The sequence below is a fragment of the Bacillus vallismortis genome (genome assembly GCF_040784915.1).
GTDB lineage: Bacteria > Bacillota > Bacilli > Bacillales > Bacillaceae > Bacillus > Bacillus subtilis_G.
Window position 1 is genome coordinate 1634004 of the sequence record NZ_CP160797.1, and the last position, 19086, is coordinate 1653089.

The 19086-nt window shown below is 41.8% G+C and carries 20 protein-coding genes and 1 pseudogene; 14 read left to right on the plus strand and 7 right to left on the minus strand.

All coding sequences use genetic code 11. The features are described from left to right. The first annotated feature begins 59 nt into the window (after positions 1–59). Positions 60–1391: a pyruvate dehydrogenase complex dihydrolipoyllysine-residue acetyltransferase gene (gene pdhC / locus ABZM97_RS08075; protein WP_333516248.1), complete on the plus strand. Its 1332-nt coding sequence runs from the start codon at positions 60–62 to the stop codon at positions 1389–1391. 4 nt (positions 1392–1395) lie between these two features. Continuing rightward, positions 1396–2808 carry a dihydrolipoyl dehydrogenase gene (lpdA, locus tag ABZM97_RS08080; protein WP_087992193.1) on the plus strand — a complete coding sequence of 471 codons (1413 nt, stop codon included), beginning with the start codon at positions 1396–1398 and terminating at the stop codon, positions 2806–2808. A gap of 45 nt (positions 2809–2853) precedes the next feature. Here lpdA and slp read toward each other — a convergent pair whose 3' ends face one another. Continuing rightward, positions 2854–3228, minus strand: a complete 375-nt coding sequence (slp, locus tag ABZM97_RS08085; RefSeq protein ID WP_087992192.1) for a peptidoglycan-associated lipoprotein Slp — start codon at positions 3226–3228, stop codon at positions 2854–2856. 391 nt (positions 3229–3619) lie between these two features. Here slp and ABZM97_RS08090 point away from each other — a divergent pair, with 391 nt between their 5' ends. After that, entirely contained in the window at positions 3620–3739 is a 120-nt protein-coding gene (locus ABZM97_RS08090) for a GapA-binding peptide SR1P (RefSeq protein ID WP_082022512.1), read from the plus strand. A gap of 36 nt (positions 3740–3775) precedes the next feature. Here ABZM97_RS08090 and speA read toward each other — a convergent pair whose 3' ends face one another. Then, complete coding sequence (gene speA, locus ABZM97_RS08095) at positions 3776–5248, minus strand: arginine decarboxylase (protein ID WP_087992191.1); 1473 nt, start codon at positions 5246–5248, stop codon at positions 3776–3778. Positions 5249–5432: 184 nt separating this feature from the next. On the opposite strand from speA, the gene ABZM97_RS08100 reads away from it, so the two are divergent. Then, complete coding sequence (locus ABZM97_RS08100; RefSeq protein ID WP_064813643.1) at positions 5433–5699, plus strand: UPF0223 family protein; 267 nt, start codon at positions 5433–5435, stop codon at positions 5697–5699. Between the two features lie 36 nt (positions 5700–5735). Here ABZM97_RS08100 and ABZM97_RS08105 read toward each other — a convergent pair whose 3' ends face one another. Further along, positions 5736–6374 carry a YktB family protein gene (locus tag ABZM97_RS08105; RefSeq protein ID WP_087992190.1) on the minus strand — a complete coding sequence of 213 codons (639 nt, stop codon included), beginning with the start codon at positions 6372–6374 and terminating at the stop codon, positions 5736–5738. A gap of 238 nt (positions 6375–6612) precedes the next feature. Here ABZM97_RS08105 and ABZM97_RS08110 point away from each other — a divergent pair, with 238 nt between their 5' ends. The 3 genes from ABZM97_RS08110 (at position 6613) to ABZM97_RS08120 (ending at position 8190) form a co-directional block, all read left to right on the plus strand. Next, a complete protein-coding gene (locus ABZM97_RS08110) occupies positions 6613–6801 on the plus strand; it encodes a hypothetical protein (RefSeq protein WP_087992243.1) in 189 nt (62 codons plus the stop codon). A 137-nt stretch (positions 6802–6938) separates the two neighbouring features. Beyond that, the gene (gene suhB / locus ABZM97_RS08115) at positions 6939–7736 is read left to right on the plus strand and encodes an inositol-1-monophosphatase (protein ID WP_087992189.1); all 798 of its coding nucleotides are present in this window, start codon (positions 6939–6941) and stop codon (positions 7734–7736) included. Between the two features lie 25 nt (positions 7737–7761). Continuing rightward, positions 7762–8190, plus strand: a complete 429-nt coding sequence (locus tag ABZM97_RS08120) for a GNAT family N-acetyltransferase (RefSeq protein WP_087992242.1) — start codon at positions 7762–7764, stop codon at positions 8188–8190. A gap of 280 nt (positions 8191–8470) precedes the next feature. Here the strand turns inward: ABZM97_RS08120 and ABZM97_RS08125 are convergent, their stop codons facing one another. Further along, positions 8471–9385 carry a class I SAM-dependent methyltransferase gene (locus ABZM97_RS08125; RefSeq protein WP_367387379.1) on the minus strand — a complete coding sequence of 305 codons (915 nt, stop codon included), beginning with the start codon at positions 9383–9385 and terminating at the stop codon, positions 8471–8473. 363 nt (positions 9386–9748) lie between these two features. Then, positions 9749–11314, minus strand: coding sequence for a neutral metalloprotease NprE (gene nprE / locus ABZM97_RS08130; RefSeq protein ID WP_087992187.1), 1566 nt, complete (start codon positions 11312–11314; stop codon positions 9749–9751). 272 nt (positions 11315–11586) lie between these two features. Here nprE and ABZM97_RS08135 point away from each other — a divergent pair, with 272 nt between their 5' ends. Genes ABZM97_RS08135 through ABZM97_RS08150 form a run of 4 tightly spaced genes read left to right on the plus strand, consistent with a single transcriptional unit; the run spans position 11587 to position 14597 of the window. Then, a complete protein-coding gene (locus tag ABZM97_RS08135; protein WP_367387380.1) occupies positions 11587–13527 on the plus strand; it encodes a hypothetical protein in 1941 nt (646 codons plus the stop codon). Next, the gene (locus ABZM97_RS08140) at positions 13517–13786 is read left to right on the plus strand and encodes a hypothetical protein (protein ID WP_087992185.1); all 270 of its coding nucleotides are present in this window, start codon (positions 13517–13519) and stop codon (positions 13784–13786) included. Before ABZM97_RS08135 ends, ABZM97_RS08140 begins: the two co-directional genes overlap by 11 nt. Continuing rightward, positions 13786–14307 carry an RNA polymerase sigma factor YlaC gene (gene ylaC / locus ABZM97_RS08145; protein ID WP_087992241.1) on the plus strand — a complete coding sequence of 174 codons (522 nt, stop codon included), beginning with the start codon at positions 13786–13788 and terminating at the stop codon, positions 14305–14307. Before ABZM97_RS08140 ends, ylaC begins: the two co-directional genes overlap by 1 nt. Further along, on the plus strand, positions 14304–14597 hold the full coding sequence (locus ABZM97_RS08150) for an anti-sigma factor (protein WP_087992184.1): 294 nt from the start codon (positions 14304–14306) through the stop codon (positions 14595–14597). The genes ylaC and ABZM97_RS08150 overlap by 4 nt, the downstream gene beginning before the upstream one ends. 40 nt (positions 14598–14637) lie before the next feature. On the opposite strand, the pseudogene ABZM97_RS08155 reads toward ABZM97_RS08150, so the two are convergent. Together ABZM97_RS08155 and ABZM97_RS08160 are read right to left on the minus strand one after the other, a co-directional pair. Beyond that, positions 14638–15250, minus strand: a pseudogene (locus tag ABZM97_RS08155) (hypothetical protein). Positions 15251–15720: 470 nt separating this feature from the next. Continuing rightward, on the minus strand, positions 15721–15909 hold the full coding sequence (locus ABZM97_RS08160; protein WP_087992182.1) for a YlaF family protein: 189 nt from the start codon (positions 15907–15909) through the stop codon (positions 15721–15723). Between the two features lie 112 nt (positions 15910–16021). Here ABZM97_RS08160 and typA point away from each other — a divergent pair, with 112 nt between their 5' ends. The 3 genes from typA to tnpA all read left to right on the plus strand — a co-directional run bounded on the left by typA (position 16022) and on the right by tnpA (position 18880). Beyond that, positions 16022–17860, plus strand: a complete 1839-nt coding sequence (gene typA, locus ABZM97_RS08165) for a translational GTPase TypA (RefSeq protein WP_087992181.1) — start codon at positions 16022–16024, stop codon at positions 17858–17860. A 56-nt stretch (positions 17861–17916) separates the two neighbouring features. Further along, complete coding sequence (locus tag ABZM97_RS08170) at positions 17917–18234, plus strand: YlaH-like family protein (RefSeq protein WP_087992180.1); 318 nt, start codon at positions 17917–17919, stop codon at positions 18232–18234. A 163-nt stretch (positions 18235–18397) separates the two neighbouring features. After that, on the plus strand, positions 18398–18880 hold the full coding sequence (tnpA, locus tag ABZM97_RS08175) for an IS200/IS605 family transposase (protein ID WP_333561836.1): 483 nt from the start codon (positions 18398–18400) through the stop codon (positions 18878–18880). Positions 18881–19086: the final 206 nt, after the last annotated feature.

Below are 19086 nucleotides of genomic sequence, written 5' to 3' on the forward strand. Positions count from 1 at the left end.
ATCTGTTACTTACGATGTAAACTTTAAAATTGCTTAATCAAACTAGGAGGTCGAAAACTGTGGCATTTGAATTTAAACTTCCAGATATCGGGGAAGGTATCCACGAAGGCGAAATCGTAAAATGGTTTGTCAAGCCTAACGATGAGGTAGACGAAGATGATGTACTGGCGGAAGTCCAAAATGATAAAGCAGTAGTAGAAATTCCTTCACCTGTTAAAGGAAAAGTATTAGAATTAAAAGTTGAAGAGGGAACAGTAGCAACTGTTGGACAAACGATTATTACGTTTGATGCACCTGGGTACGAAGATCTTCAATTTAAAGGAAGTCATGATTCAGGGGAGGCAAAAACTGAGGCACAAGTTCAATCAACTGCCGAAGTGGGACAAGATATCTCTAAAGAAGAGCGTCCGAAAGAGCCTGCAAAAGCAACTGGCGCAGGACAGCAGGATCAAGCTGAAGTTGACCCGAACAAACGCGTCATCGCTATGCCTTCTGTACGTAAATATGCTCGTGAAAAAGGCGTAGACATCCGTAAAGTAACTGGCTCAGGCAATAACGGACGTGTTGTTAAAGAAGATATCAACAGCTTTGTAAACGGAGGAGCGCAAGAAGCTGCTGCGCCACAAGAAACAGCTGCACCGCAAGAAACAGCTGCTAAACCGGCTGCTGCACCAGCTCCAGAGGGCGAATTCCCAGAAACACGCGAAAAAATGAGCGGTATCCGTAAAGCAATTGCAAAAGCGATGGTTAACTCTAAACACACTGCTCCTCACGTAACATTAATGGATGAAGTGGACGTAACAAACCTTGTTGCACATCGTAAACAGTTCAAACAGGTTGCTGCTGATCAAGGAATCAAGCTGACTTTCTTGCCTTACGTTGTAAAAGCTCTGACATCTGCACTGAAAAAATTCCCTGTTTTAAACACGTCAATTGACGATAAAACAGAAGAAGTAGTCCAAAAACATTACTTCAACATCGGTATCGCTGCTGATACTGAAAAAGGCTTGCTTGTACCGGTTGTGAAAAATGCAGATCGTAAATCTGTCTTTGAAATTTCAGATGAAATCAATGGCCTTGCAACAAAAGCTCGTGAAGGCAAGCTTGCTCCAGCTGAAATGAAAGGCGCATCTTGCACAATTACAAACATCGGTTCTGCCGGCGGACAATGGTTCACTCCGGTCATCAACCATCCAGAAGTTGCGATTCTTGGTATCGGACGCATTGCAGAAAAAGCGATTGTTCGTGATGGCGAAATCGTAGCAGCTCCAGTCTTAGCTCTTTCTCTCAGCTTCGACCACCGTATGATCGACGGAGCAACTGCGCAAAATGCATTAAATCACATCAAGCGTTTACTGAACGATCCACAATTAATTTTAATGGAGGCGTAATGTTATGGTAGTAGGAGATTTCCCTATTGAAACAGATACTCTTGTAATCGGTGCGGGACCTGGCGGCTATGTAGCTGCCATCCGCGCTGCACAGCTTGGACAAAAAGTAACAGTCGTTGAAAAAGCAACTCTTGGAGGCGTTTGTCTGAACGTTGGATGTATCCCTTCAAAAGCGCTGATCAATGCTGGCCACCGTTATGAGAATGCAAAGCATTCTGACGACATGGGAATCACGGCTGAGAACGTATCAGTTGATTTCACAAAAGTTCAAGAATGGAAAGCTTCTGTCGTAAACAAGCTTACTGGCGGTGTTGGAGGTCTTCTTAAAGGCAACAAAGTAGATGTTGTAAAAGGCGAAGCTTATTTTGTAGACAGCAATTCAGTTCGTGTCATGGATGAGAACTCTGCTCAAACATACACGTTCAAAAACGCAATCATTGCAACTGGTTCTCGTCCTATCGAATTGCCAAACTTCAAATATACTGAGCGTGTCCTAAATTCAACAGGCGCTTTGGCTCTTAAAGAAATTCCTAAAAAGCTCGTTGTGATCGGCGGCGGATACATCGGCACTGAGCTCGGAACTGCGTATGCTAACTTCGGCACTGAGCTTGTTATTCTTGAAGGCGGAGATGAAATTCTTCCTGGCTTCGAAAAACAAATGAGTTCTCTTGTTACACGCAGACTGAAGAAAAAAGGCAACGTTGAAATCCATACAAATGCGATGGCTAAAGGCGTTGAAGAAAAACCAGATGGCGTAACAGTTACTTTTGAAGTAAAAGGCGAAGAAAAAACTGTTGATGCTGATTACGTACTGATCACAGTAGGACGCCGTCCAAACACTGATGAGCTTGGTCTTGAGCAAGTCGGTATTGAAATGACGGACCGCGGTGTCGTGAAAACTGACAAACAGTGCCGCACTAACGTACCTAACATTTATGCAATCGGTGACATCATCGAAGGACCTCCGCTTGCTCACAAAGCATCTTACGAAGGTAAAATCGCAGCAGAAGCTATCGCTGGAGAGCCTGCAGAAATCGATTACCTTGGTATTCCTGCGGTTGTCTTCTCTGAGCCTGAACTTGCATCAGTTGGTTACACTGAAGCACAGGCGAAAGAAGAAGGCCTTGATATTGTTGCTGCTAAATTCCCATTTGGAGCAAACGGCCGTGCCCTTTCTCTTAACGAAACAGACGGCTTCATGAAGCTGATCACTCGTAAAGAGGACGGTCTTGTAATCGGTGCACAAATCGCCGGTGCAAGTGCTTCTGATATGATTTCTGAATTAAGCTTAGCGATCGAAGGCGGCATGACTGCTGAAGATATCGCGATGACAATTCACGCTCACCCAACATTGGGCGAAATCACAATGGAAGCAGCTGAAGTGGCAATCGGAAGTCCGATTCACATCGTAAAATAATACTCATATCAAAAACAGCCCTCGCTCAATGCGGGGCTGTTTTATTTATTTTGACAGCACATGCTGCAATGGTTTAACGATGTCTTCTTTCTTTTTCACACATCCCTCGATTTTCACAACGACATGGCGCTGATCAACAACCATAAGGGTAGGGACGGTTTCAATCTCATCTTCCCAGCCTTCTTTGTTATCATAAACCTTCATTTTATCTATTTGCTCAGGATAATCTTTTTCTAAATCAAGCAGTGCATCGTAATATGGCGCTTCCTCGTCAATTTGGTTTTCATCAGAAAAAAACAAAATTTGTGTATGATGAATGTTGTCAATCCGGCTTTTTTTCATCGGATTGATGGTGGAAAGCGTACAGCCCGATAAAGCAAATACTATTATCAGTATGGGGAATACCGCGCGATATCGCATCTATCTTCTCCTCTGTATAAACAATAGTAAACTAGCCTTAGTTTATCATGAGAGGAGGCTGAATCTGCTCCTTGTTACCTAATTGTTATATAATTGAAACCGTTTTTAAAGTGAGATTACATAGTATATCAATCGTTTAAATATTGCTGCGTTCGTTCATAAAAGTTCAAGAAAACATGAAATCACGGGATGTATTTTTGCATATGTATCGATTAAAGCTGTTTCGTGAAGAAGATATTGTATGTGAAAAATAAAAAAACACTATATATAACGAAATAAAAATTAAATGTGTCATACAGTTTGCGGTTGACATTTTAAATGTGACATATTAATATAATAGCAACAAGAGAAATTAAGCGTTTTCAAAATTCAAAGAAATGGGGAATAAGAGATGGGAACGATTGTTTGCCAAGATTGCAACGAAGCCATTCATTACTTTGAAGATGAGAAAGTGACAACATTATACGGATCATGCTGCGGACAATGTCAATGTCCTGTTGATGAAGAGTAATAAAAAGCATGCGGGCTCAAGCCGCATGCTTTTTATTTATTGAATCGCTTTTTGCTCTTTAATGACCCGGATCATGTTTAATGTCGAATCTTCAGGTCCTTGAACCGGTAGACCTGCGTCAAGGTTCTTAAAAATATAGCTGATGTTGTCTTCTGTAATAATCTCACCTGGAATGAAGATCGGAATGCCAGGAGGATATACCATTACAAATTCAGCGATAATCCGTCCGGATGCTTCTTTTAATGGGATGACCTCCGTATTTGCGTAGAAAGCATCACGCGGAGTCATTGCCAATAAAGGAATTTCCGGAAGCAGTACTTCAGTTTGCTGGTGCGTTATATCTTTTTCTGACATATGATGTGCAATCTCTGTTAAAGCCTCTGCAAGCCGGTCTGCATCATTTTGGCTGTCACCAGGGGTGAAAATACACAAAATATTGTACAGATCAGAAAGCTCAACTTCAATATTAAAGGATTCACGAAGCCATTTTTCAACATCATGACCTGTGAGTCCAAGACTTTTAACAGAGATAATCAATTTTGTCGGGTCATAACTGTAAGCTGCTTTCGAACCAAGAATCTCAGAACCGACACAATAAATGCCTTCAATCTGATTGAGGCGGTTTCTCGTCTGGTTGGCAAGCTTCAGTGTCTCCTCAGCAAGCTGATGGCCTTCTGTCGCAAGACGTTTTCTGGCAACATCCAGAGAGGCGAGAAGTAAGTAAGAAGTAGACGTTGTTGTCAGCATACTCAGGATGGATTGCACTCTGTCTTTGGAAACAAGGCCCTCTCTCATGTTTAAAATAGAGCTCTGCGTCAGTGATCCCCCGAGCTTGTGTACACTTGTAGCTGCTATGTCCGCTCCTGCCTGCATGGCTGAAAGCGGCAATTCGTCGTGAAAATGAATGTGAACCCCGTGTGCTTCATCAACTAGAACCGGCACATCAAACGAATGAGCAAGTTCTACGATGCTTTTTAAGTCGGCTGCAACACCGAAATATGTCGGGTTGATGACGAGAAGCCCTTTTGCATCTGGATGCTCGGTAAGCGCCCGTTTAGCAGATTCAAGCGTAATGCCGTGAGAGATGCCTAATTCATTGTCAATTTCCGGATGAATAAAGATTGGAATTGCTCCGGAAAATACAATAGCTGTCATGATTGATTTGTGCACATTTCTCGGAATAATAATTTTATCTCCAGGTCCGCAAACAGCCATCACCATTGTCATAATGGCGCCGCTCGTTCCTTGGACAGAAAAAAATGTGTGGTCCGCGCCAAATGCTTCAGCCGCCAGATCCTGTGCTTGTTTAATGATGCCTTTGGGCGCGTGCAGATCATCTAGTGGTTCAATATTGATTAAATCTATGCTTAACGCGTTTTCGCCAATAAAATCTCTAAATTCTGGGTCCATTCCTGCCCCTTTTTTATGGCCGGGAATGTGGAATTGAACAGGCTGTCTGCTTGCATGCTTTTTCAGTCCTGTGTATAAGGGTGTTTCATGTTGCGGCAATTGTTTTCCCACCTTTGTAATCATACCTATGCATAATAGTGTGTATTAAAATCAGTTTCTCAATCGTTTTTTAGACGTAAAACAAATGAATTATATTATGAACTTGAAAGAATGTAAAGAACAATTTATGATCAAATGAAGATGCTTTCTCTTAAGGGGAGCAAATCTATAAGGAGTGAAGAAAATGGAATATCAATACCCAATGAATGAAGATTGGACTACTGAAGAAGCAGTGGATGTGATTGCGTTTTTCCAGCAGGTTGAGCTTGCATATGAAAAAGGCGCAGATCGCGAAGAGCTTCTTAAAGCTTACCGCCGTTTCAAAGAAATTGTACCGGGAAAGGCTGAAGAAAAAACGCTATGCGGCGAGTTTGAAGAACAAAGTACATACTCTCCTTATCGCACAGTCAAACAGGCAAGAGAATCTGATCAGGCGAAGATTAAGATGTAAGAAAGAGCCGGAGGCAATTCATGCCCCGGCTCTTGTTTATGCTTGTGATACCTTTTGGGTGAAGCGGTACAAGAAAGCAAGCTGCTGAAAGGCATCGTCGATACGTTGAAGGAATTCCTGGTTATTCATATTCAGCACTTCTTCTTTTTGAAGCTGAATGCCGCATAACAGCTCGGCTTTCTTTACAGTCTGCAAACGCTCAAACAGCGTCTTCAGCTGTTCTTTATTCATTTCAGACTGCTTATGTACTCCGGGTTTTGTGTGATCTGCGGACCAAACGAAGCTGTCTGGGATATTCTTTGTTATGGTTTCCTGATTCGCTTCAAGCCATTTGCCGTATTTTTCTTTGATAGGGGATTCATAAATAATCGCGAACCACACAAATACGTGGCTTTCCCATAAACCAATCTGAAAATGCGGCAGTTTTTTATAGCCTCTTTTGCTGTTTGCGAACGCCACCCAGCTGTCAGCAGGGGGATTGACGGATCTTCTTGCGTGCTTTGCCACATGCGGAAACATTTCATCTCCGGTTAAAGCTGATAAAGTCGGGGCAAAATGTTCGCCTAGAGCTGTAAGCTTCGGACGGACCGTCTCTTTTAATACCTCCATGCGCGCGTCTAAGCCTTCTATTGTAAATGTGTTAAAGTCTTCTTCTGTAAAACGCATTTGTGTCATGATTTTCCTCCTTCATGCAAGTAAACATATTTTATCACAGTTCATACGAGCGTCAAAAAGATTGAACGCGTTTGAAGAAAGGGGAAATGTGGTAATAAACCAATAGGTAAACACACAATTTTCAGAATCATGTTACGCGTAAATAGAACAATCATACGATATAAGAAGTAATCATTGTTGAATGGCAAAATGGGATGCTTTTTTACAAACAAATGATCTCTGGAAGGGGCGAAAGACAATGAGGCAAGTTGTGAAAGAGGGTTTTAAGGAAGAGAAAAACAATCGTGTAGCTGTCTGGAGACTAGAGGTAGATTATGAATTGGCAACCCTGTATGAAGCAATTCAAAAAGAAAATGAAGAACAAATTGAACAAAGCAAAAACAAACTTGAGCGACTCAGAAAAGAATGGATTCGTCTTAACGGGTAAAAAGCGATAGTGAAAACGAACCGCATGAATGGTTCGTTTTTACATGAGAAGGGATATTTTCATTTTCCTTGCTTTTTCACCGCCGTTATCAGTATCCTATAAAATAAAGGTCTACATAGAAGAGAGGGTACACAAGAATGACAAATTGGACGGAAATTGATGAAATTGCAAAAAAATGGGTAAGGGAAGCAGGCGCGAGAATTAAACAATCCATGCATGAAAGCCTGACAATTGAAACAAAATCAAATCCGAATGATTTAGTCACCAATATTGACAAAGAAACGGAAAAGTTTTTTATTGACCGCATTCAAGAAACGTTTCCGGGACACCGCATACTTGGCGAAGAAGGGCAAGGAGACAAACTCCACTCATTGGAGGGAGTCGTCTGGATTATCGACCCGATTGACGGGACGATGAATTTTGTTCACCAGCAAAGAAATTTTGCGATTTCAATCGGAATTTTTGAAAACGGAGAAGGGAAAATCGGATTAATTTATGATGTGGTGCATGATGAACTTTATCACGCATTTAGCGGCAGAGGAGCTTATATGAATGAAACGAAGCTGGCTCCTTTGAAAGAAACCGTCATTGAAGAAGCCATTCTTGGCATTAATGCGACATGGATAACGGAAAACAGAAGAATTGATTCAAGTGTGTTAGCGCCCCTTGTGAAAAGAGTCAGAGGCACACGTTCCTACGGTTCTGCCGCTTTAGAGCTGGCGAATGTCGCGGCAGGAAGAATAGATGCTTACATCACGATGCGGCTTGCGCCATGGGATTACGCGGCCGGCTGTGTACTGTTAAATGAAGTGGGAGGCATTTATTCGACCATTGAGGGTGAGCCGTTTACCTTTTTAGAAAATCACAGTGTTTTGGCCGGAAAACCATCTATACATAAAACGGTATTTGAAGAGTACCTTCGTGCTGAAAAGTAGGTTATTTGAACAGGACGACCTCAGCTTGTTAGAAACGCTCGCGGAGGCTCATCCTGTATGGAAAGAGGAGGAGTTTGGGGAGAAAGATGCTGAAAGCTATATGATCTCCTACTCCATGTACAACGGATCCTGGCTTGTATGGGAAAAAGACGGTCGGCCTGTTGCCCTCAGCTATCATCTCGAATGGGCGCCTTCCAACGGAAAGCCGTGGCTGGGAACGGTGCTTGTAGACCCGGATGAAGAAAAAAAGGGGCATGCGAGGATGATCATTGAACGGATCAGCAAATCGCTCAGAGCCAAACATAAAGCGATGTTTGCGGCAGTTCCTATTGACCGTAGTGAATGGATATTGTTTTTGAGCCAATGCGGGTTTGAACAGCTGAAAATGGAGAAAGATGATAGAGGCAAACCATTTATGATCCTGGTGAAGCCTTTAGCGGAAGCTGCCGTATGATAACGGCAGCTCAGCGTGTCGACAAACCCTTGCATTCGTTGTCAAGCCTGTGCGTTGGTGCTCACGAATTAGGACATTCGCTCCGCTCCAATGCTCGCCTTTCCTAGACTTCAAGGGTTTTCAACCACGCTGAAAAGATGACAAAACCCTAAAACTAAACCGTTTTAGGATTTTGTCAACAATCTGAGCTGCCGTATGATAACGGCAGCTTATTTTTTGTAAGCTGTTAACCATAAAAAGCCCCCCAAAAATGAGAGGCGAATCTGTGATAAAAGAAACATTATTTTTTAACCGCATGAATATAATGAATCGTTTCAAACGCTGACAAATCGTCTATTCGATTGCCAAAGAAAAGGTTATGAATGTCGTCGGGTGATAGATGTTCATAGATGAGTAAACCTGCTGACTCTAACAGATGTTCAATTTCTTGATAAGTAAAACACGGTTTCATCGGTTCGCCGCTTGCGGCAGCCATCTTCACCATATGTTCAACTCGATTTGACTTTCCTTTTGCAGTAAAGAGTGTTTCGTCGGCATAATCAAAAACGATAGAGCTCCCTGAGGGGACATGAGAAAATAAATGGCTGATCAAGCTTGCATTTTCTTCTCGTGTTAAATAATAAGACACTCCCAGAAGGCTGAAGAATGTTTTTGTGTTTTCAAATCCTTCATCTATAAGAGGCTGATAGGAAAACGTTTTGGTAAAATCCATAGGAACAAAGTGAAGGTGCTCCGGGATGGTCAGCTTTGCATCTTTCAGCTTATTTTTTTTGAATTGCTGTGTAGCCGGATGATCAACCTCGAAAACTTCTAAGCTGTTTTCCAATTCAGGATGCCGAAAACAGAAAGTATCCAGCCCGGCCCCAAGAATGACATACTGTTTTGCTCCAAGCATTAATTCGTTGTGTAAGACTTTTTCGCAATACGAAGCACGTGCTAAGGGCGTGGGTGACAGCTGGACTTGCGTAACCCATTTTAATATTTCTTCGGGATCATTTTGCAGGCGTTCAGCAATCTCTTTGTTGAAAAACGTGATTCCTTGAATCATATTCTCGCTGATGTCGGAAAACTCTTTTTCGTTAATAAGATCTTTTGCAATAAAATCATCAAAAATGAGAGGCGTGTCATATCGGCTGTGATACGCACGGGCAAAAGCTGAAATCAAAGACGTTAAGCTAGACTGCTTTTTCCTCATGAAATGATCCTCCCATAAAAAAATAAGATTCCCCTGGCCAGGAGAATCTTATTATACATACAAATATATTAATAGTAAATTATGGCATAAATAAAATTTTTTGTCAATGTTTTTGCTCTATCTTCAGTCGTATAAACTTCCTTTATTTCATATGCTTACGTTCATTCTTTAGATAGCAGTTAAAAAAATCTTTTACAATGTAAGAGTATGATGCTGGGTAAAACCGATATGTCCGGCTATCGTGAAGCGGGTGCTGATTCTCATGGTATCATCCTTTCGTTGTAATGATTATTCTTACAACAGAAAAGGAAATCAATACATGTAACGAAAAAAAGCCTGAGAGATCTCAGGCTTTTCCTAACATTACAATCCAACAGCATTCCAGGCTGCTTCAACTTTTGCGGCATCAGTTGAGCCGTAAAGGTCACGGGCAGACTGAATGAGAGCTGCTTTGGCATCTTTGAACGTGGAAGAAGGTGTAAGATACGTTGTTAACGCACGGTAATAGATCTGTTGTGATTTAGATACACCTAGTTTTGTAATGGTATTGTAAGCGGCTTTATTTGGAATTCCGCTGTTTGTGTGTACGCCGCCATAATCGCCTTCCTCTGTGTTTGGAAGGTTTTGATAATCGGCGTAATTGTCAGGCTGATCGTATTTTGTCGGATTGGACAGGCTGCGGAGAGCAGGCTGGCTGACTGTAATGTCTTCACCAATGTCCCAGTCTTCTGTATCTGTAAAATAACCGAATACGTCAGAGAATGATTCGTTTAATGCCCCCGGCTGATTTTCATAAATCAAGTTGGCCGTTTCTTGAGTGACGCCATGTGTCATTTCATGTGCTGTCACATCTAATGAGCCGGAAAGCGGAGAGAAGAATGATCCGTCGCCGTCACCGTAAATCATTTGATCGCCTGTCCATGCAGCATTGTTATACCGAGTGCCGTAGTGAACGGAAGAAACGATTTTACTGCCTTTGTTATCATAGCTGTTTCGTTTAAAGTTTGAATAAAAATAATCGTACACTTTACCGAGGTTATAGTGGGCGTCAACGGCTGCCCGCTGTGATGAAGATGTAAACGTTTTAGTTGTGCTTGAGACAAGCGTACCTGGAAGGCGGCTTTGTCTGTTTTGTAAGTCATATGTGATGATTTGTGTGCCTGTTGGTTTTGAAAGATCTCTTAGAACGTATTTTCCGCTTTCATAAGAGATGTTCAAAGGAACAGTTGCGCCCTTTAGAGTTGTTCCGCTTCCAGTGGCAGCAGCATGTTCCACTTTATTTTGCTGTTTTAATATGCTGCCTGTTTCGGCATCTATTAAGACTTCCCAGTTTGCAGGTTCAGGCTCGATATAGCGAATCGTCACGTCGTAAGCAAGACGATAGCTGCCATCCTTTGTTTCTATCGCTTTTAACTCGGCTTTATTACTATTTTTGGCTGTTCCGTTAGAAACAGCGTCTGGTGATTTGCTGATGGCTTTGAAAGCGAGTGCCAGTGCTTTTTCAGAAGAGACTTTTTGGCTGTTTTCTGTTTTTGCAGCAGATTGATTGTGTAATTCACCATTGACCGCATAGACATTATCGGATTTATCAACGTGAACGATCACCTGTGAATCTTTAATAGGCACTCCGTTAACTACAGGCGCATATCGAAAGTGCTTGTACCCAAGGGCATCAGTAGTACTTTCGACAAGCTTCAGCCTTTTGGCAGGGTCACCTTTAAAAATGTTGCTGTTCTTTTTCAAAAACTGTTTGACAGCCTTGTCATTTGGTGCAGAGAGCTCTGATTGAGCTATTGCGTTTTTGGAGAGGAAGTTAGTTTGATTCTCTTTAAGCTGATGATTTTCAGCAGCCTGAACACCAGGAAGGCTGATTGACAAACTCATAAACGAAGCAGCGACAGCAACAGACAATTTCTTACCTAAACCCACAATAAATCCCCCTTTTTTGAAAATACTGAAAAATATTTATATCGTTATATTAAACTAGCATTTTGGAATACTCAACAAAAACTAACATAACTAGACAAAATTGATAGAAATGTCCTGTGTTTATTTTTGCTGAATAATATCCAGATGAGTCAAGTGTCATGTGATGGCTCATTGCAAGAGTTATGGGGAAGAAAAGAAATATTTGTTTCTTATTGAAACTTTTGGACAAGCCGGCTGTCTAACCGAATGAGGCCTTAATAAGAAGTAAAGGATTGTTGTTCGTGTTGGATTTATTCAGTCATTATGTATTGCATTTCGAACGTTATTTTATATTAAGCAGACAAAGCACCTTACTGATTCAATGGGCAATTGTAGTTTTGGCGGGCTTATATGTTTTGGTGCACCATCCCAAGATAAACCGGTACCGCACCATGTTCTTGGCAGGTGTCTTATTGCGGATTGTGTTGCTGGCCGGGGTGTCTGTTGAACTCATTCATCAGGTGCAAGCAACAAACTTTACCAGCGCTTACTTAAGAGAGGACGGCAATGAACTGCTACCGCTGGTGCATTTTTTGTTATACGGGTATGTGCTACTGACGGCTTTTCACTATATGCTGATGCCTCGTGATCATGGCGGAAAAGGTATGTTTTATACGTTCGATCTCGCCGTTGTCAGTTTGCCGATCGTACAAATGATATTCAGTTTCTTTTCGTATTGGAATGAATATCCTGATGAGATCGAACCAATTGAATTCGTGTTCCTGTTTTTCATTATCATTCTTCCTATTGTGTTGAATGTACTGTTTTTCAAGCTGTATTGGAGAACAAATAAGATTTTACTAGGTTTATTTTATACGCTGATTATCGGACTGCTCGTCCTGCTGCTTACGCCATATCCCAATCAAATCTCCATAGATTATGGTGCAGTAATGCCATATACGATTTATTTAGCAATGGCGGGATTTTTGATGAGCTATCATCTGTTCCAAAAGTCAGGCAAGGTTTATGCGCGTGTGAATAAGTGGCTGCCGATGGCTGTCATTCTGTTTTTTGTCTTGCTCTTAAATCCGATATATAACGTAGCAACGGCTGCTTTCGCTTTATCAAAGCCGGCAAATGTTCATGACTCATTCAATTTTGTAGGAGAGCACATTTCATCTGAAAAAGCGGAACAAATTATTAAGTCATTTTTTCCTACGGATGAGACATTGTATTTACATGATACAAAGATGGATGTGCATTATTTCTATTCATTTGAAAACTTGAGCTATGAGGCTGAGGTGGATGAAGTATCACAGCTGATTAATAATTATCAGTACTTGAAAAAGCCGCGGGGGAAAACGCTGACGGATCAGGAATACATGCGGAAGTCCATCGCTTTCCTTGAGCGACACGGCCGTGTGTTAAATAAAGATCACATCGAAACAACGGTATCTAAAGAAGACGGCCAGATAGTCGTTCGTATATATCTGAAAAATCAACTTCATAAAAAAGATCATGAAGATGATGGAACGGTATTTTATTGGGAAAAGGAAACACTAATGGGCTTTAGTGAAGACCCTTCAATTTATCAGCTTGATTCTCTTCTGCATGTTCATGTAACAGAACAAGACATACAAGACAAAGTGAAGGAAGTGTTTAGAGCTTTAAACATACCGAGACAGCCTTATCAGATCACTGATATTGAAAGCAACAGCCTGCTCGGAAGCATGGTGAGCGTTGAAACGAAAGATGGAATTGTTTTGGAGTTTGAGGGCGAATCCCGTTGTTTACATAGTCTTTCGCTTCCAATGAAAAAGAATATTTCACTGGCTAACAGCGGGGTGCAGCGGCAGATATTATCGGTCTTCGATGCTGATGTATCAGAAATGAAGAAAAAAAGCAGGCAGAGTGACATGGTGATGTATACTGATTCTTCTAAAACATATGAGCTTTTTGAAGATCAAGGTCAGCTAAACGCTTATGTGTACAGCGATACACCCGATAGGGCATTTCCATATACGTATCGTGATGGAAAATTGGCTTATGAAAAAGTAGCTTCTGCATACCAGGATGTCATTTACAAAAAACGAATGCGTCCAATTATCGTTCAAAGAGGGAATGAACGCCATTATGCATGGCTGATCATTATTCAGCCGTTTGGCTCAAACCGCCATGATGCTTATGTGGTGGATGGAGACACACAAGAGGTGGAAAGCCTATATGAATCATAAAGAAAAAGCGTCTGTATTTTTAGATTTATATGACCTATATAAAGAAGGAGAGCTAGAGGATGAATCAATGGAATGGATGAGACAGCAAGAGCCTTTATTTCAAAAGAATGCGGAAGGCTTAAAGAGTGAATCTTGTTCAAAGAGAAGCCCGGGTGCTGAAGAAGAGAGTCAAATCAGACATATGAAAGTATACCTGTCTGCCATGTATATCTGTTTCATTTTATTGGCTATTTGGATGACGGTGTGGTTTTACTTTTAATGAAACATAGGGATTCTATTGAGGATTTGTATCGACAGTATTACCGAGAAATTTTAAATTATTTATTCAGAAGGACTCATCACCTTGAAACAGCCAAGGACTTAGCGCAGGACACGTTTGTAAAAGCTCTTAACGGTCTGGCTTCGTTTAGGGGGCATTCTTCCATCAGAACGTGGCTTTACACCATTGCCCACCATACCTTTGTCAATTGGTACCGCAGGGATGTCAAATACCAATTGACTGATATCAGCAAAAATGAAGGATTAACGCAAACAACTTATGAGCAGCCTGAACAGTATCTGTCACGGACGGTAAAAAGCGAAACGTTGCGGCAGGAGATCCTGCTGTTAAAAGATCAGCATCAATCCGTATTGATTTTAAGAGAATTCCAAGAGCTTTCTTATGAAGAAATCGCTGAGATATTAGGATGGAGTCTTTCAAAGGTGAAAACCACACTGCACCGGGCCAGATTAGAGCTAAAGAAAAACATGGCGAAAAGAAGAGAGGAGGAGCGGACATGACCTGCTTTCTAGTAAGAGACCTGCTTCCTCTGTATCTTGAAGGTGATTGTAAAAGTGAAACGGAACACGTCATTGAAGAACATTTAAAGACCTGCAGCAGCTGCAGAGAGATGTATGACATGATGGCTGAGCCTTTTGAATTGGAAGGCGGACAGGCCGTTGAGGAGGCTTTTCTGCCGGAAGAAGAAATGCGGTTTAAACAGAGGTACTATGGTTTGCTGATCGTTAAAGCTGCCTGCTGGTTCGGAGCGGCGGTAGCCGTGATGCTGATCATCAAACTGCTCATATAAAGAAAAGCGCTTGTCCGATTCCGGCAAGCGCTTTTTTAGATTAAGCTTCAGGATGGATCATATCGTAGATTGCGGCAAGCTGTTCTTGTGGCAGAGCACTGAAGAGTTTGCCGTAAAGATCAGCTTGCGAAGGTGTCGCCCCTGCTTGTACGGCTGCATTTTTATCATAGCTGTACACACCGTCTTGTAATACAATTGCTGCTTGAAGAATGTGAATCTTTAAGGAAACAGCGGAGAAAAATTGTTCAAGTGCGAGTGCTTCTTTATCTGTTAAGCCAAGTTCAATTGCTTTTTCTGTATCAAATTTGTAATTTCCATCTTCAGCATACACACATTGTGAAACAACATTGAAAAATTCTGAAGTCGACTCCCATAATGTTGCGATTACTTGAGCCTCTTCTTTTGTCATTCCTAACTCGACAGCTTTTTCACTGTCAAAATAATACACACCGTCTTGTTCATATATACATTCATTTAATATATCAATGAATGTATTGAGATCTTCGTTAGTGATTGTCTGATGCTGAACATGGCCAGCAGTGTTATCAGTCAATGTTTTTGCGCTGGCTGCATCAGGGCCGAACGTTAATAGAGCAGCTGAGGTCATTGCGGCAGTTGTTAGCATAGCTCTTTTTTACAAATGTTTTCTTCATGTTTCTTCTCTCCCTTTAATGAATTGTGCTACGAATCCCATTATAGGGAGAGATTGGAGGAGAAGAAATAGGCTCTATGGTCTTTTGTGTATATGTTGCCGGACTATTTTTTGCCGGTCACATGAGTCATCATGAGAACGTTTGTCTATGTATGAATGCTGTTTTACATCTTCCAGACTAAGAAACAGGGGAGATAAGGCTTAATAAAATAAAAAAAACCGCATTTTTGCGGTGTTTCAGCGTGTCGACAAACTCTTGCATTTGTTGTCAAGGCTACGCGTCGGTGCTCACGAATTCGAACATTCGCTGTGCTCCGATGCACGCCCTTCCTAGACTTCAAGGGATTTCAATCACACTGGGAAGATACAAAATGCTAAAATGAAAACCATTTTAGCATTTTGTCAACAATTTGAAACACTGCTTTCTTTGCGGTGTTTTTTGATTATAATATCTCCTGCGGGGCAATGCTTTTAATCAAGCATGCCTTGCTCACGCATTTTCTTTTTTAATGTAAATCCGCCGCCCATAACGGCGCAAACAAGTACAATGCTGGATGCAATGCCTATTGCGCTTTTTTCAGCGATAAAGACGCCGATCAGCATAATGCTGAAAACCGCTGCAAATGCAAATAATAGGAAAAGCCAATTCGTTTTTTTCATAATTTCCATCCCCTTTTACGTCTTATATTAAGTTTACAGAAAAACGTGACGCTTTTAAAGAGGATGTGTGGTATAATATGAAAGTTATCTAATTTTTTTAGGAGATGAAAAAGTGAAACTTCGAAATGATCTTCGCAACATCGCGATTATTGCCCACGTTGACCATGGTAAAACGACTCTAGTCGATCAGCTTTTACATCAAGCTGGTACGTTCCGTGCCAACGAACAGGTTGCTGAACGCGCAATGGACTCTAATGATCTTGAACGCGAACGCGGCATTACAATTTTGGCGAAAAATACAGCGATTAACTATAAAGATACACGCATCAATATTTTGGATACCCCTGGACACGCAGACTTTGGGGGAGAGGTAGAACGGATTATGAAAATGGTTGACGGCGTACTGCTTGTCGTTGACGCATATGAAGGCTGTATGCCTCAAACTCGTTTTGTTCTGAAAAAAGCCCTTGAGCAAAACCTGAACCCGGTTGTTGTTGTCAACAAAATTGACCGTGACTTTGCTCGTCCTGAGGAAGTAATCGATGAGGTTCTTGATCTGTTCATTGAGCTTGATGCCAATGAACAGCAGCTTGAATTCCCAGTGGTATATGCTTCAGCGATTAATGGTACAGCGAGTCTTGATCCGAAACAGCAGGATGAAAACATGGAATCTTTATATGAAACCATTATTAAGCATGTTCCGGCACCTGTTGAAAATGCAGAGGAGCCGCTTCAGTTCCAAGTTGCCCTTCTTGACTACAATGATTATGTAGGCCGTATCGGAATCGGACGCGTATTCCGCGGCACGATGAAAGTCGGTCAGCAGGTTTCTCTTATGAAGCTTGACGGAACGGCTAAGTCATTCCGTGTAACAAAAATTTTCGGTTTCCAAGGCTTAAAGCGGGTGGAAATTGAAGAAGCAAAAGCGGGAGACCTCGTTGCGGTTTCCGGCATGGAAGATATTAATGTTGGTGAAACGGTCTGTCCTGTAGACCATCAAGATCCGCTTCCAGTGCTTCGCATTGATGAACCGACACTTCAAATGACATTTGTCGTGAATAACAGTCCGTTTGCAGGTCGTGAAGGTAAATATGTAACGGCCCGCAAAATTGAAGAGCGTCTTCATTCACAGCTTCAGACGGATGTGAGCTTGCGTGTTGAGCCAACAGCTTCTCCTGACGCTTGGGTTGTTTCCGGACGCGGTGAGCTCCACTTGTCAATACTGATTGAAAATATGCGTCGTGAAGGCTATGAACTTCAAGTTTCAAAACCTGAAGTTATCATCAAAGAAATCGACGGCGTACGCTGTGAGCCTGTTGAGCGCGTGCAAATCGATGTTCCGGAAGAGCATACAGGCTCTGTCATGGAATCAATGGGTGCCCGCAAAGGCGAAATGATTGACATGATCAACAATGGTAACGGCCAAGTCCGTCTCATCTTTACAGTTCCTTCCCGCGGACTGATCGGGTACTCCACAGAGTTCTTATCATTAACACGCGGCTTTGGTATTCTTAACCATACGTTTGACAGCTACCAGCCGATGCAGGCGGGCCAAGTCGGCGGCCGCCGTCAAGGTGTACTTGTGTCAATGGAAAACGGAAAAGCGACATCTTATGGTATTCAAGGAATTGAAGACCGCGGTGTCATCTTCGTTGAGCCAGGTACTGAAGTATACGAAGGAATGATTGTTGGAGAGCATAACCGTGACAACGACCTTGTTGTTAACGTCAGCAAAATGAAACAGCAGACGAACGTCCGCTCTGCGACAAAGGATCAGACAACTACAATTAAAAAAGCGCGCATCATGTCTCTTGAGGAGTCGCTAGAGTACTTAAACGAAGATGAATACTGTGAAGTAACGCCTGAATCCATCCGTTTAAGAAAGAAAATCCTCAATAAAAACGAACGTGAAAAAGCGGCTAAAAAGAAAAAAACAGCAGGATTGTCTTAATCTCTTGCAGAATTTGAAAAGATAGAACCCGTACGTTTACAGGGGAGGGAATCTTTTTGAATGACGTAAGCGAACGCCTGTCGTTCTTCGCCGCTCTATATCAAGTAGACCGGCAGCCTGCGGCAGGCATGTGGCTGCTGTACGGCACGATTTTTGTGTTGGCCGTTATTGTATTTAAGCTTGGATTTGCTAAACGGCTTCCGGTATTAAAATCAGCAGTGGTGTATGTATTTCTGGCTTTGGGTTGCACTGTTTTTACCTTTTTAGGAGTGTTTTTGCCTGTGGCAGAGGGATTGGTCGTCGCTGCGCTGATTTTAATCATTTACAAAATTCGGCTGTATCAGTCGAAAAAAGGACAGTCTGCAAAATCATAAAAAGACTCAGCTGAAGAGCTGAGTCTTTTTATTGTGAAAAAGAAAACCCTAGGCTAGGCCTAGGGTTCCAAAAAGCTTTCAGCGTTGTATTAAGAAAACTCCCCCGGGTGCTAAAATATTTTTGGTTCGCCAACCAAAATATCAACATACGGAGGAGTTTTTTATGTCAAAAGACACTAACAGTTTAGCACACACAACATGGAATTGTAAGTATCACATCGTATTTGCCCCGAAGTATAGAAGGCAAGTCATTTATGGGAAAATCAAAAAAGATATTGGGGAAATACTTCGAACCTTATGTGAAAGGAAAGGAGTCGAAATTATCGAAGCAACAGCGTGTAAAGATCATATCCATATGTTAGTGAGCATACCGCCAAAGATAAGCGTATCGGCATTTGTGGGATATTTAAAAGGTAAAAGCAGTTTAATGATATTTGATCGACACGCAAATTTGAAATACAGATATGGAAACCGGAAATTTTGGTGTACTGGATATTACGTAGATACAGTAGGAAGAAACAAAAAGGTAATAGAAGAATATATACGAAATCAGATACAAGATGATATCGTTGCGGAACAATTAACGATGATGGAATACATCGATCCATTCACAGGTGAAGAGGTCAAGAAAAAGAAACGAAAATAAGGAGAAGGCCTTTGAGGTCTGGCCAGAAAAAGTAGTACATAAGGCGAACCATTCAGAAGCCCTTTAGGGTTTGGTCAGTAACAAAGGCTTTCAGCCGCAGAGAAAACCACCCGTTATCACGGGTGGTGATTATTTTGTCATCTTTTCAGCGTGATTGAAAACCCTTGAAGTCTAGAAAGGACGAGCATCGGAGCACAGCGAATGTT

Bases quoted from the DNA above. Each gene is read 5' to 3' on its own strand.
- ABZM97_RS08150 (WP_087992184.1), top strand. From the start codon at position 14,304: ATGACCTGCTTTCTAGTAAGAGACCTGCTTCCTCTGTATCTTGAAGGT.
- suhB (WP_087992189.1), top strand. From the start codon at position 6,939: ATGACAAATTGGACGGAAATTGATGAAATTGCAAAAAAATGGGTAAGG.
- tnpA (WP_333561836.1), top strand. From the start codon at position 18,398: ATGTCAAAAGACACTAACAGTTTAGCACACACAACATGGAATTGTAAG.
- lpdA (WP_087992193.1), top strand. From the start codon at position 1,396: ATGGTAGTAGGAGATTTCCCTATTGAAACAGATACTCTTGTAATCGGT.
- ABZM97_RS08105 (WP_087992190.1), bottom strand. From the start codon at position 6,374: ATGACACAAATGCGTTTTACAGAAGAAGACTTTAACACATTTACAATA.
- ABZM97_RS08110 (WP_087992243.1), top strand. From the start codon at position 6,613: ATGAGGCAAGTTGTGAAAGAGGGTTTTAAGGAAGAGAAAAACAATCGT.
- ABZM97_RS08160 (WP_087992182.1), bottom strand. From the start codon at position 15,909: ATGAAAAAAACGAATTGGCTTTTCCTATTATTTGCATTTGCAGCGGTT.
- ABZM97_RS08100 (WP_064813643.1), top strand. From the start codon at position 5,433: ATGGAATATCAATACCCAATGAATGAAGATTGGACTACTGAAGAAGCA.
- slp (WP_087992192.1), bottom strand. From the start codon at position 3,228: ATGCGATATCGCGCGGTATTCCCCATACTGATAATAGTATTTGCTTTA.
- ABZM97_RS08140 (WP_087992185.1), top strand. From the start codon at position 13,517: ATGAATCATAAAGAAAAAGCGTCTGTATTTTTAGATTTATATGACCTA.
- ABZM97_RS08090 (WP_082022512.1), top strand. From the start codon at position 3,620: ATGGGAACGATTGTTTGCCAAGATTGCAACGAAGCCATTCATTACTTT.
- ylaC (WP_087992241.1), top strand. From the start codon at position 13,786: ATGAAACATAGGGATTCTATTGAGGATTTGTATCGACAGTATTACCGA.
- ABZM97_RS08125 (WP_367387379.1), bottom strand. From the start codon at position 9,385: ATGAGGAAAAAGCAGTCTAGCTTAACGTCTTTGATTTCAGCTTTTGCC.